This is a genomic window from Armatimonas sp. (assembly GCF_043757465.1).
In the GTDB taxonomy this organism is placed as follows: Bacteria; Armatimonadota; Armatimonadia; order Armatimonadales; family Armatimonadaceae; genus Armatimonas.
The window spans coordinates 1-12,302 of the sequence record NZ_JAYVPL010000154.1; the positions used below are offsets into that span (position 1 = coordinate 1).

The following is a 12,302-nucleotide window of genomic DNA, read 5'->3' on the forward strand; positions in this document are numbered from 1 at the left end:
AAAAGTTTGTGGCTTGGGCTTCGTCGTTTAGATGGTTTGGAAGAGGGCTGGCAAATGGCGATGTCAGCCCTGTCGGGAAAAGATATGGGACAAGATTAGGTTCAGGAAGAGGGTTTTTCTCTCCTCTGTGGTGAATATAGAGACATGCCTCTTCGTGGACGCTTTTTCTTTGCGGCGCTGCTCCTCATTCCCCTCAATGCCTTTTGGATCATCCAGTCCGAGGTGATGCGCTATGCCGGGCACCCCACCACGATTTCGCTGTTTTACAATACGATCTTCTGGCTCTGTGTCTTGTTGGCGCTCAATGGCCTTGTGGGGCGCTTCTTTCCCAAAGCTGTCTTTTCCCGGCTAGAGCTCCTGACGCTCTACGCAATGCTCAATATCTGCTCCGCACTGGCGGGCCACGATACTATTGAGGTGCTCCTGCCCATTCTCGCCTACCCGGTCTATCGTGCCAATGCCACCAATAACTGGGAGCAAGATTTGATTCCCCGGCTCCCTAAGCACTTAGTGGTCACGGACAAAGACGCGCTCAAGCCCTACTTTGAAGGCCACTCAACTCTCTACCAGGCAGACCACTTACGTGCCTGGCTGATGCCTACCCTCTCTTGGTGCGGTTTTTTAACCACGATGGTCGTGCTCTTTATGTTTCTCAATGTGCTCCTGCGTCGCCGCTGGACTGAGAGTGAGAAGCTGGCCTTTCCGCTGATCCAGCTCCCGCTGGAGCTCACTGCGCCGGGGGCTCCTCTGCTCAAGAACAAAGTCCTCTGGGCCGGAATCTTGATTGCGGTGGTCTTGCAGCTCTGGAACGGCGTGGCGGTGCTCAATCCGCAGGTGCCGCTGATCCAGCTCAAGTACGTTGACCAGGCCACGAACTTTCCCACGCGCCCCTGGAGTGCGATTGGCTGGCTGCCCGTGGGTTTCTACCCGTTTGGGATCGCCTTGGGCGTGCTGCTGCCGGTGGATCTGATCTTCTCATCGTGGTTTTTCTATCTGTTCTGGAAGCTCCAGCTGGTGATCTCCGCGTGGCTGGCCTGGGACCAGACGCCCAACTTCCCGTACACCGATGCGCAGGCACTCGGAGCCTATCTGGGCATCGGGATCGGGGCGATCTGGGCGGCGCGGCGGCACTTTAGCTGGCTGGCACGGGTCTTCTTCAACGAGGAGAAAGAGACGCCCGACCCCAACGACCCGATCTCCCAGAAGAGCGCGGTCTGGGGCGTGCTGGTCTGTTTAGCGCTTCTGGTGATCTTCTTCCGGCTCTCCGGGCTGAGCTTTTTAGTGATTGCTGTGGCGATGATTATCTATCTGGGAATCGCGATTGCTGTCACCCGCATGCGCGCCGAGCTCGGCCCGCCCGTCCATGACCTGCACCACGCTGGAGCGGACACCATGCTCCCTAAGATCTTCGGCCCGACGGCATTCTCCCGCGAGGATCATATCGGTCTGAGCTTCTGGTGGGGCTTCAACCGGGCCTATCGTGGCCACCCGATGCCCATTGGAATCGAGTCGCTGAAGATGGCGGAGCAGAGCAAACTGGGCACGAAGGGGATGTTCTACGCCCTGATCGGAGCCGCCGTTCTAGGGCCACTGTGCGCGTTCTGGGCGCTCTTGCATCTTTCCTATGCCTACGGTGCCGCCGGTGCGATTGCGCCGCCCAATGTGATGGAGATCTTTGGCCGCGAGGCATGGAATCGCTACACCAACTGGACGGGCATCCCGGAGCCGCCGCACCCGCAAGAGGGCATGGCGGTGCTGGTGGGGCTGGGCTTCACGCTCGTGCTGAATATGATCCGTGGCCGCTGGATCGGTTTCCCGTTTCACCCGGTCGGCTACGCGATTGCGTCGAGCTGGGGAATGAGCGTTCTGTGGGTGCCGATGCTGGTCGCCTGGGTCGTGAAAATTCTCATCCTGCGCTATGGCGGCCTTGGATTCTACCGCAAGTGTGTCCCGTTCTTTCTAGGTATTATCCTCGGCGAGTGCCTCATGGGCGGCTTCTGGAACCTCACCGGAATTGCCCGCGAAGTGCCGACGTATGCGTTTTGGCCGTAGCCCCCCAGTTCACGGGGTGGTAACCAAATCTGCGCTTGTGTTGTCCTTGGGGGTACAAGGAATACACAACTATGAGCATTACCTACGAGCTAACAAAAGACGACGGCGTGGCACTGATGAAGTATCTCTGGCAGCGCCCGGAGCGCCGCCAGAAAGAACGCAAGGAGAACGATACGATTGCGGTCGCTTTCGCTGTGGTGATCTGGATGCTGGTCTCCCGCGCCTCCGACAGCCTCTCGCTTTTGATTGCACTGGCGCTCGGACTTTATTTATTGAAATCCCTGCCGCAGTGGCGGGAGCGTAAGGGCAAGCGCTGGGTGAACTCGGATGGCTTCCAGCAGTGGCTGGGCGCACGCACGGTAACCATTGAGGAGAGCGGCCTGCGCGTGGTGAGCACCCGTGGCGAGCGCCTGATCTACTGGACGAGCTTCAGCGAGGTGATCGAGGCCGAAACCCACTTGTTCTTGCCTTTTGGGATGCTGGAGGTCGTCGTGATCCCCCGGCGCGCCTTCGAGACCGACGACGTCCGCACGGCGTTTCTGGTGGAGATCAAGGCCCGCCAAGCCGCCGCGCAGGCGACAAAGCCAGCGGGCGAGGAGGAAGCGGCATGACGGTCACTTTTGAGCAGAGCCTGAAAGATGTCTACGACTGGATCGAGTACCAGCGCGGCAAGAGGAAAGCGGAGTTCCCGCTTCGGGCCATTGTGACTCTGGTGATTATCGGCTACGGGTTTCTCCAGCGCGGCCAGAGCGTTGTCGCGTGGGTGCTGATCGCCGTGGCAATCGGGATGGCAGCAGGCCCTCTGCTGGCTCCCTGGCAGCGTAGCACCTGGCGTCGCCGACTGGAAATGGCGGAGAAAGTAGACGAGAGCGGCAAGCTTCCTGAGACAATGCGCCCCAAGCGCACCCTCACACTGGAGCAAGGTGGCCTGCGGGTGGTGGAGCACAACGCGCACCGCGAGGTACTGCACTACTGGGCGGCCTTGGAAGAAATTACCGAGCTGGAGCGCATTGTCGCCGTGCGGATTGGGGTGGAGACACTACTAATCCCCAAACGCGCTTTTATAAATCTTGAGGAGAGCGCTGCGTTTGTGGCGGAGCTTCAGGGTAAAATGCCGGTGCGTGAAACTCAAGAAACGCCTGCCGGAGAGCCGTAGACGGATGTGGCTCAGAATGGCTTGAGGGTCAGAAAAAATAGAACTTCCTGGCCGCCGTGTACCGCCCCTTGCTCCTCTTTGACAATCACGCCGCCAAACATCATGGTGTCTCCCGCTTTGATGCGCCGGGTGTTGCTGAAGGTCTTCTCTAAACGAACGAGCTGGCCTTTCTGTGCGCCTTGTAGCGGAACCGATGCCTCCCAGCGTGTCTCCACCTCGAAGTAGTTGTCACCCAGAGGAGTGGCTTTGATCGTCACATCGAGCCTTGAGGTCTGCGCAGGTGTCCCTGAGAACTTACTGACAGCCTTGATCTCCGTCCCTGACTTTCCCGTCCCAAGAGACGCCAGCAGAGTATTTCTGTTCTGCTTCCCCCCGCTGACCGAGACTACCTCCGCACGACACTCGACACTGGGAATGGGAACATCAAGCTGTCGGATCAGGTTGCGTAGCTCCTCAATGTCAGCCGCATCTCCCTGCACCAGAAGGGTTCCCTCTCCCACCGCGATAATATTGTCAATGCCGGGCGGTCGTAGGCTACGCAAATTAGGGAGAGGCGTGATAAATCGCTTCCCATCCGAGCTGAGAACCGGGGTAGGGCCGGGCTTAGGAGTAAAGGGCAAAGTGATAATCCCACCAAGCAGCCCCGCAAGCTCTTGCGGAGTCCGGTGGCGCAGAAGGATTTTCTCATAGGAAGCAGTTTGGTTATGATTGAACGGAGCAGTAGGCGTAACGAGGGGCGGTGGTTTGGAAGTATCCACAGTGGGTTTGACAATCCACACACCATTGTTAGTGGTGTAGGTAAAAGGTTTGGTTGATGCACGCTGCATGAGCTGAAGCACTTTCTCAAACGGCAACGGTGTCACCTTCAGCGCAACGGTGCCTGAAACCCCGTTATCAATCACGTAGTTCCTAATTCCCGCGCTCTTAAACAGTGTTTCCAGTGCAGAGCGTAGCGGCGTATCGTAGAAATCGGCACTGATAAGCTGATCCGCTTTTTGCAGGGGCAACCGAACAACAAAAGCCGGGATAGGAACAGAGATAGTGAGAGGAAGTGGAATCATAAAGAAACCTCCGTTTTTTCAATGGGTTCGATGGTAGTGACGACACTGGTGGCATCACCCCGAATGACGATATGCTCCGTGGGGACGGGTTCACCAGAAAGACAAGTGCTGTCCGCAACGATCACGATATGCGTCACCACTGTCTCCAAAAATGATATTGAAACTCGATGCGGCGATATTGAAACTCGATGCGGCGATATTGGGACGACTCGTGCGACTTGTTGAGGCGTGAGGCGTGGCCAGAAAATCGCTAGTCCCACGGCTGTGGCTAGCAAAAACAAGGCGGTTGGTGCCCCTGACAAGCGACGGCGTGGTGTGAAACCTGTGGAGGGCATCTCTGCCAGCCTAGCAAGCAGCATCGCACGCTCCGCTTCAGAGACTTCCGTCGCTTCAACGGCGGAATCCCCCCGACGCAGAAGCGCCTCTAAGGATGTGTCAGATATTCTCTGTCTCATAGCCTCTCTCCAGCAGCGGAGCGAGCCGCTGCTTTAGTGTCTGCCTTGCGCGGAAGGCCAGTACGCGGGCGCTCACTTCGGTGCACCCCATTGCCTCCGCCGCCTCACGGTGCGAAAACTGCTCGTAGATTGTCAAGACCAGCGCCAGCCGCTGCGGCTCGGGAAGGGCTTGTAGGGCCTCCGTCACCAGCTCGCTCAGCGCACTCGGGCGTGGTGGCGCTTGCTCTGGAAGCTCTTCGGGTAGCATCTGCTCACGCTGGGCTTTGAGCGCATTGATCGCGAGATTCTTCGCGGCCACATACAGCCAGATCTTAAACTTCCGCTGTTTCTCAAAGCGCTCCCGCGCCTCCCAGAGCCGCACGAAACTCTCCTGCGCTAAATCTTCCGCAAGCATCGGGCTTCCTGTGAAACGCGTCAGAAACGCCGTCAGCGCCGGGCGGTGACGAACATAGAGATCGGCGAACGCCTCACTCTCCCCGTCCTGCGCCCGTACCATCAGCGCTTCGTCGGACGCTTCTTGCTGCATGACACCCCTAGTACAGACCAGATCTATCATTCGTTACAAAGGTTTACCATTTTCCTCCGCGCGGCGATACTGCCTGTGTGAGTGACTTTCAAAAACTCTGGGTGGGGCAAGCCGTCTCGGTGTTCGGGTCGCTGATTACCCGAACGGCGCTGCCCTGGTGTGCGCTGCTGTTTCTGCACGCGCGGGCGCTGGACATGGCGCTGCTCGTGCTGGCCGATCTGTTGCCCGGCTTTCTGCTGGGGCTCTTCGCGGGTGCCTGGCTGGATCGGCGCGCCAAGCGCCCGGTGATGATCGCTTGTGATGTCCTGCGCTTTCTGCTGGTGATGAGCATTCCCGCGCTGGCGCTCACGGGCAAGCTCACGCTGGGCTCTCTTTTTGCCGTCGCGCCGTTGATGGGCATTCTCTCCACGGTCTTCGATATCGCCTACCAGAGCTACCTGCCCGAGCTGGTCGAGGGCGAAGCACTGGGCCGCGCCAACAGCCGCCTCTCCGCCAGCGCCGCCGTCGCCGAGGTCTGTGCCTTCTCAGTCTCTGGCTGGCTGGTGCAGCACTTCGGTGGCCCGCAGGCGCTACTGATCGACGCCGGGACATTTCTGCTCAGTGCTCTCTCACTTCTAGCCATTCGCCAACCTAATCGCGTCGTTCCCCCATTGGACGGGGGGCAAGGGGCGGGACTTTTCCAGGAAGCGATTGAAGGTGTGCGCTATGTGGGACGGCAACGTCTGCTACGGGCACTGGCCTTGGCCCAAGTCGCCCTCTCTTTCTCGATGTCACTGATGAGCCCCTTGGTCCTCCTCTTCATGACCCGAACTCTCGCGCTGGAGCCAAAATTTCTGGGGATGGTCTTTGCGGTCGGAGGCGTGACTTCCCTGCTAGGAGCAACTTTTGCGGCCCCTCTGGCCCGACGCTTCGGGGTGTACCGCGCCACTGCCTTGAGCTTCGGGCTGATTCCTCTGGGCATGCTGATGATCCCTCTTGCCCCCACGCGCAGTGCCCTGAGTTACGGGCTGCTCACCGCCAACCAGCTCCTCACCGACCCGGGCTGGACGATCTTTGAGATTCATCAGACCACCCTGCGCCAGCAGCTCGCGCCAGAGAAGTTACTAGGGCGTGTGAATGCGGTCACGAAAGTCGGGGGGCTGGGAGCGAGCCTGCTCGGGACGTTGCTTGCCGGGACGCTCGGTGATCGCCTGGGGCCACGCCCGGTACTCTTCGCGGCGGCGTTGCTTGCACTCCTTGCCGCTCTCCTCTTTGCCCGAAAGTTATCCACAGCCTGTGGATAACTGTGGATAACTAACGAATCAAGCTATAGCGGCGCACAGGCGGAGTGCTGTTTGCGCCTCTAATCGCCCGCCAGAGGATCTCGTTGAGCTCCTCGTCGGCCTCAGACTCCTCGACCAGTGGGTTGAGCAGGCGCTCGCTGTCTTTGGCACGGTAGGCAGTGCGTCCGTTGACCTCCCCGATAATTGCTTTACTGGGCAAGATCGCCGTGTAGGGCGCGTCGTTGTCGGGCTTCGCTCCAAAGACCGTGAGGGGCGCCGCCGTGGCATCGTAGAGAGTCATGGGGTTCAGCCCTAAAAGTAGCTCCATAGTGCGCAGCATCGAGTCCGTGTTGAAGAAACGGCTATCGTGCGTGGCCCGAGGGACGAACGGGCTGATCACAAAGGCAATCGAGCGGTGCGCATCCACGTGGTCGTAGCCGTTCTGGGCATCGTCTTCGAGCACAAAGATCGCCGTTTTTTTCCAGAGTGGCCCGCGACTGACCGCCTCCACAAGCTGGCCCACCGCGTAGTCGTTGTCGGCGACCATGGCGCGGGGGCTGGACTGACCCGCTGCTGTGCCCGCCGTGTGATCCCGCCCCAGGCGCACCAGCATCAGCTTAGGCATCTTTCCGGAGGCAGTCAGCTCCGTGTACTCGCGTCGCCATGCCGTGATGCGCGATTTATCGCCTTTTTTGCCGTAGGCCACTTTCTGCTTGGGCGCGGGTGGCAGACCGTGCTTGAGCCACGCCTCGGAGTCGGCAAAGCTCGTGTCATAGACCCGGAATTCGTCGCTGGTGACTCCGATCAGGGCTTTCTTAAGCGGCGTCGTGCGCTCATCGGTCGTGCCTTCCTCGGGAGTGGTACGGGGCGCGGCCAGCGAGTCGGTGAACATGCCGTAGTTGCGAATCGAGACGCGTTTCTCGATGGCTTTGTCCCATAAGTAGCCGCCGGGCGCGGTGCCCACATCTCTGACACCCAGCCGGTCGGGAACCGCGCCGTTGTTGGTGCCTTCGTAGTCGTAGGGGCGCGCCTTGCCGGTGTAGCCGTAGGGTACATTGCGGACGACATACTCACTGGCCATCCCGCTCACCGAGTAGTTCCAGCCATCGCCGGAGACCTCCGCGGCGCAGTAGAAGTTATCCAGAAGCACAAAGCGCTCCGCCAGCGCGTGCAAGTTCGGCGTCACGTCGCGGCCAAAGAGCGTCAGGCTCGCATCGCCATTGCCCTTGCCTAAGTCTCCCAGCACCTGATCGTAGGTTCGGTTCTCTTTGACGATATAAATGACGTGCTCAATGCCAGGGTTCTTGAGCGTCTGCCTTGCTTGATTTAATGCATTATTTGCCAGCACCTGCGCCGTGGTCTGTTTTGTCGGCATCGGATTCGCAATGCGGCTGACCGTGCCCTCGATAATGTTCTGAATGTACTGCGGCTTATCCCCCTGCGCAATCGCGACCGGCTTGCCGTTGGGGTTGCGTGCATTGATGCCCTTTGCATTGGCGACCAGCAAGCCCCCCCCAGTCATCGCCACTGCCGTCGGGTACCAGCCGGTCGGAAGATAGCCGCGCAGGCTCCCCGTTGTGAGATCCGCCACCGCAACGGCATTGAGATCGGCGCAGGCCACATAGAGCAAGTTGCCCTTCACTGCCATCCCCATCGGCGTGACACCCGGAATCCCACGCGTCTCCGCCGGGCGCAGCAGAATCGTCCGCGTCACTTTATCCGTCGCCGTGTCAATCACACTCACCGTGTCCGAGCCCGCGTTGGCAACAAAAAGCCGGGTTCCCTCTACGAGAAGCGTCGTTGATTGTGCTCCCGTCTCGATGCGCCGTAGCACTTTCGCACTCACGGGATCTACTACATCCACACCGCCCGCCTGCTCACTGGCGACATAGAACTTCCCGCTGGCAAACGCCACGCCCAGTGGATAGCCCGGAAGCTCGATTTTCTTCGTCGCCTCACCCGGCCCAAAGAGCGTCATGCTCCCCCTCAGCCCGTTCTTAGGATCGCCCTCACTGCTGGTGACTGCAATCCAACCACTACCATCATTTGCCACTGCTACCCCTGCGGCCTTAGGAACAGAAAGAGTAGAGTCTGGTGGGGTGCTTGCGCCTAAGATATGCCCTTCTAGCACAGGGAAAAAGTACTTATCTACGACATCATCAGCTCCCCGCGCGGCGTAGAGCACTGTCCCACTATAAGCAAGCCCGTAGTACAGCCCTGGTTTTTTATTACCAACAGGCTTGGGGACAACCGTGTATACCACTTTCCCGGTCTTGGCATCCAAAACGGTGAGCTGTGAGCGTGCCCCTAAACTGCTCACGATCACAAACTTTCCATCGGGGGACGGCAGGAGCGTGGTGGGGAACGAGCCGACATTGACCTGCTCTCCCAGTGGGGTGATGCGCTTGCCATTGGCGAGGGGCAGGGGCGCGTTTGTCGAGGCATTTGTCTGGCGCGCACGGGCGAGCCAGAGCCCTCCTCCGGCTAAACTGAGCGCAAGTGCAGTCGCGATGGGTTTCTTCATGCCCCTATTGTAGCTGTGTTTTTGACAGAGCGCCGAAGTTGGGGTATCCTTTCCTGAAGGTTTTACGCCGCGCCGCGCTTTGGTGCGGCGTTCTTATTGTCTGCTATGTCTGTGGTCGCCATCGTCCCCGCCGCTGGTCTGGGCACTCGCCTGAGACCGCTGAGCGATGCTATTCCCAAGGAAATGCTTCCTGTGGGCCGCGCGCTGGCACTGGAGCGCATTATTGCCGAGCTCCAGGCTGCTGGGGTGGGGCGCATTGTCTTTGTCGTCTCTCCTCAAAAAGAAGCGTTTCTTCGCAAACACTTCGGTGAGAGCTTTGGCTACGCGCTCCAGCCCGAGATGCGCGGTTTGGGTGATGCGATTCTACAAGCCCGTGCGCTGGCGAGTGGGGCATCGCGCCTCCTGGTTGCGCTGGGGGATGCAGTCTTTGAGGAACCGACGCTCGGAGGACTGACGCGCCGTGTGCTGGCCGCGGATTCGCCCATCGCCATCGCCGTGCAGCAAGTCCCTCGTGAGCGGCTCTCGAAATACGGAGTGGTCGCCCCCGCCCCCTCCGCCCCTAGGAATGGGGGGACTTTTAAAGTTTGCGACATTGTGGAGAAACCCGCGCCGGAAGATGCTCCCAGTGATTTTGCGGTAACGGCACGCTACGTCCTGCCCGATACCCTGTTTGAGACACTTGAAAAAACGCCGCCCGCAAAAAACGGCGAAGTTCAGCTCACCGATGCTCTGCAGCTCCTGCTTCGTGCAGGAGTGCCTGGCAGTGCGGTGCCACTGTTGCCAGGAGAAACACGCCACGATATTGGAGGCTTTGAGACCTACTTCAAAGCTTTTGTGACTTTCGCTATGAACGATCCCGAATACGGCGCAGCGTTGCGCACTTATCTGAAAGAGACGCTGCAACTATGAAGGGTATTATTATTGCGGGGGGGGCCGGAACCCGCCTTCGCCCTCTGACCTACACTCGCCCCAAGCCGCTCATCCCCGTGGTGAACCGCCCGTTTCTCGAATACCAGGTAGCGCTCCTCAAGCGCCACGGTATTGATGAGATTATCTTCTGCACCAACTACATGTCCGAACAGATCGCGTCACACTTTGGCGACGGCTCGCGTTTTGGAGTGAAGATGCAGTTCGTTAATGAAGAGACGCCTCTAGGAACCGCCGGTGCGATTAAAAATGCACAGACAGTCGCGGGCCGCGACACGCTGGTCGTGCTCAATGGCGATATTCTGACCGACTTTGACATCTCCTCAATCATTGACTTTCACCGAAGCAAGAAGGCTCTGGTCACTCTCGCCCTCAAAGATGTTCCTTCACCCTCGCCCTACGGCGTGATTGTGACGGACGACGAGGGGCGGGTGCAGGAGTTTCGCGAGCCCAGTGAGGCACAGAAAAAAGCTCTGGTTTCCAACCCCCATATCGAGTCCACGGGTGTGGACTATATCAACGCGGGAATCTATATCATGGAGCCCGAGGCGCTCGATGCCATTCCCACGGGCCGCCCTGTCTCTATTGAGCGCGAGACCTACCCTAAGTTTCTGGCGGAAGGCAAGCCCATCTATGCGCTTTCCCAGCAGGGATTCTGGCTGGATATAGGCCGTCCGGAACAGTACCGGCAAGCGACGCAGGCAATTCTCTCACGCGACATCACGGTGGAGGTTCCTGGCGAGTGGATGGCACTGGGCTACTGGGCAATGGAGAATGTTCAGGTAGACCCCACGGCGCATATTGCCCCCACGGTGCATCTGGGCACGGGGAGCAAGATCGGGCCGGGTGTGTCTCTCTCCGGCAGGACGGTGATCGGGCCGGGCTGCTGCATCAAGGCTAACGCAACCCTCACCGACTGCATCCTCCAGGAAAGTGTGATTGTCGGGCAAGGCGCACAGCTCACCGGAGTGATCCTCGATGATGGGTGCCACATCGAAGCCGAGACCGTTGTGACGGTTCCCTCGGTTTTGGCTGCGGGAACGGTACTTCGTAAGGGAACTCGGATCGAATGACGGTTCCTATGGCGGATCTCCCCGCCCAGTACACCGCGCTCAAGTCTGAGCTTGATGCGGCGATCTCGCACGTGATGGACACGGGGGGATTTATTCTCGGCCCGACAGTGACGGCATTCGAGAATCAGATCGCAGCGCTCTGCGGTGCTAAGCACGGGATCGGAGTGGGCAATGGTACCGATGCACTCCTCCTCTCCCTGATGGCTCTGGGAGTGGGCCCGGGCGATGAAGTAATTACGCCGCCTTTCACGTTTGTGGCCACGGTAGAGACGGTTGTTTTACTGGGCGCGACCCCGGTCTTTGCCGATATTGACCCCGTGCACTTCACGCTCGACCCCGCCGATGTCGCTAAAAAAATCACCTCCCGGACGAAAGCCATTGTCCCGGTGCATCTGTTTGGACAGCTCGCCGATATGGAGGGGCTGCGCACTTTTAGCCTCCCTCTGATTGGCGATGGGGCGCAGGCAATCGGCTCCGTACAGCACGGAAAAGAAGTGGCGCAGTGGAGCGCGCTGACCACGCTCTCGTTCTACCCCACCAAGAATCTTGGCGCGGCGGGCGATGGGGGGATGATTCTCACCAACGACGATGCCCTGGCTGCCAAGCTCCGGCTGCTACACTTCCACGGCTCTGGCGGCAAGTACGACTACCACTTAGTGGGCGTTTGCTCGCGCTTAGATGCGTTGCAAGCGGCGGTCCTTAGTGTCAAGCTGCCGCACCTTGCTGTCTGGAACGAAGCACGCCGCACCAATGCCGCGTTCTACGATCAGGCGCTCGCGGGCATTGAGGGTCTGGTGCTCCCCGAGACCCGTGCCGGCAATGTCCACACGTTTCACCAGTACACCGTGCGTGTCTTAGCGAACAGGCGAGCGGCACTCAAGGCATTCCTGGCAGAGCGTGGGATCGCCACAGGGATCTTCTACCCGGTCGCGCTGCACCTGGCCCCCGCCTACACGCAGCGTTTCGGGGGAGCTCCTGGCGACCATCCTGAGTCCGAGCGGGCTTGCTTGGAAGTGCTCTCGCTTCCGATCTTTCCCGAACTTTCCGAGGCGCAGCGCGTCTGTGTGGCGCAGAGCGTCCGTGATTTCTTTGGCCCCTAGATTTTTTGGAGGATACCCTGATGCCCCGACAGTTCGCCCGCCCGCAACAGCCACCGACATACGGCTATAAAGTGGTCAATACCTACCCCCACGACACGGATGCCTTTACCGAAGGGTTGGAGCTCCACAATGGTCTGCTCTACGAGAGTGCCGGGCTAGAGGGCAA

General features: G+C 59.4%; 12 protein-coding genes. 8 read left to right on the top strand and 4 right to left on the bottom strand.

Annotated features, from left to right (window positions below; genetic code table 11):
• Window positions 1–144: 144 nt before the first annotated feature.
• The 3 genes from ACH2ED_RS21120 (at window position 145) to ACH2ED_RS21130 (ending at window position 3,208) form a co-directional block, all read left to right on the top strand.
• A complete protein-coding gene (locus ACH2ED_RS21120; protein ID WP_395094709.1) occupies window positions 145–2,052 on the top strand; it encodes a DUF6785 family protein in 1,908 nt (635 codons plus the stop codon).
• Window positions 2,053–2,123: 71 nt separating this feature from the next.
• Complete coding sequence (locus ACH2ED_RS21125; RefSeq protein WP_395094710.1) at window positions 2,124–2,663, top strand: YcxB family protein; 540 nt, start codon at window positions 2,124–2,126, stop codon at window positions 2,661–2,663.
• Window positions 2,660–3,208, top strand: a complete 549-nt coding sequence (locus ACH2ED_RS21130; RefSeq protein WP_395094711.1) for a hypothetical protein — start codon at window positions 2,660–2,662, stop codon at window positions 3,206–3,208. Before ACH2ED_RS21125 ends, ACH2ED_RS21130 begins: the two co-directional genes overlap by 4 nt.
• A gap of 11 nt (window positions 3,209–3,219) precedes the next feature.
• Here ACH2ED_RS21130 and ACH2ED_RS21135 read toward each other — a convergent pair whose 3' ends face one another.
• The 3 genes from ACH2ED_RS21135 to ACH2ED_RS21145 are packed head-to-tail and all read right to left on the bottom strand — an operon-like array spanning window position 3,220 to window position 5,250.
• Entirely contained in the window at window positions 3,220–4,269 is a 1,050-nt protein-coding gene (locus ACH2ED_RS21135) for a hypothetical protein (protein WP_395094712.1), read from the bottom strand.
• Window positions 4,266–4,724: a hypothetical protein gene (locus tag ACH2ED_RS21140; RefSeq protein WP_395094713.1), complete on the bottom strand. Its 459-nt coding sequence runs from the start codon at window positions 4,722–4,724 to the stop codon at window positions 4,266–4,268. Before ACH2ED_RS21140 ends, ACH2ED_RS21135 begins: the two co-directional genes overlap by 4 nt.
• Window positions 4,705–5,250, bottom strand: coding sequence for an RNA polymerase sigma factor (locus tag ACH2ED_RS21145; protein WP_395094714.1), 546 nt, complete (start codon window positions 5,248–5,250; stop codon window positions 4,705–4,707). The genes ACH2ED_RS21140 and ACH2ED_RS21145 overlap by 20 nt, the downstream gene beginning before the upstream one ends.
• A 77-nt stretch (window positions 5,251–5,327) precedes the next feature.
• Here ACH2ED_RS21145 and ACH2ED_RS21150 point away from each other — a divergent pair, with 77 nt between their 5' ends.
• Window positions 5,328–6,533, top strand: a complete 1,206-nt coding sequence (locus ACH2ED_RS21150) for an MFS transporter (RefSeq protein WP_395094715.1) — start codon at window positions 5,328–5,330, stop codon at window positions 6,531–6,533.
• Between the two features lie 10 nt (window positions 6,534–6,543).
• Here ACH2ED_RS21150 and ACH2ED_RS21155 read toward each other — a convergent pair whose 3' ends face one another.
• Window positions 6,544–9,036, bottom strand: coding sequence for an alkaline phosphatase family protein (locus ACH2ED_RS21155; protein ID WP_395094716.1), 2,493 nt, complete (start codon window positions 9,034–9,036; stop codon window positions 6,544–6,546).
• Window positions 9,037–9,141: 105 nt separating this feature from the next.
• Here ACH2ED_RS21155 and ACH2ED_RS21160 point away from each other — a divergent pair, with 105 nt between their 5' ends.
• From ACH2ED_RS21160 to ACH2ED_RS21175, 4 genes are all read left to right on the top strand, one after another.
• Entirely contained in the window at window positions 9,142–9,945 is an 804-nt protein-coding gene (locus tag ACH2ED_RS21160) for a sugar phosphate nucleotidyltransferase (RefSeq protein ID WP_395094717.1), read from the top strand.
• Window positions 9,942–11,036, top strand: a complete 1,095-nt coding sequence (locus tag ACH2ED_RS21165) for a sugar phosphate nucleotidyltransferase (RefSeq protein ID WP_395094718.1) — start codon at window positions 9,942–9,944, stop codon at window positions 11,034–11,036. Before ACH2ED_RS21160 ends, ACH2ED_RS21165 begins: the two co-directional genes overlap by 4 nt.
• The gene (locus ACH2ED_RS21170) at window positions 11,033–12,136 is read left to right on the top strand and encodes a DegT/DnrJ/EryC1/StrS family aminotransferase (RefSeq protein WP_395094719.1); all 1,104 of its coding nucleotides are present in this window, start codon (window positions 11,033–11,035) and stop codon (window positions 12,134–12,136) included. The genes ACH2ED_RS21165 and ACH2ED_RS21170 overlap by 4 nt, the downstream gene beginning before the upstream one ends.
• 20 nt (window positions 12,137–12,156) lie before the next feature.
• A partial coding sequence (locus ACH2ED_RS21175; protein ID WP_395094720.1) for a glutaminyl-peptide cyclotransferase occupies window positions 12,157–12,302 on the top strand: 146 nt, incomplete at its 3' end.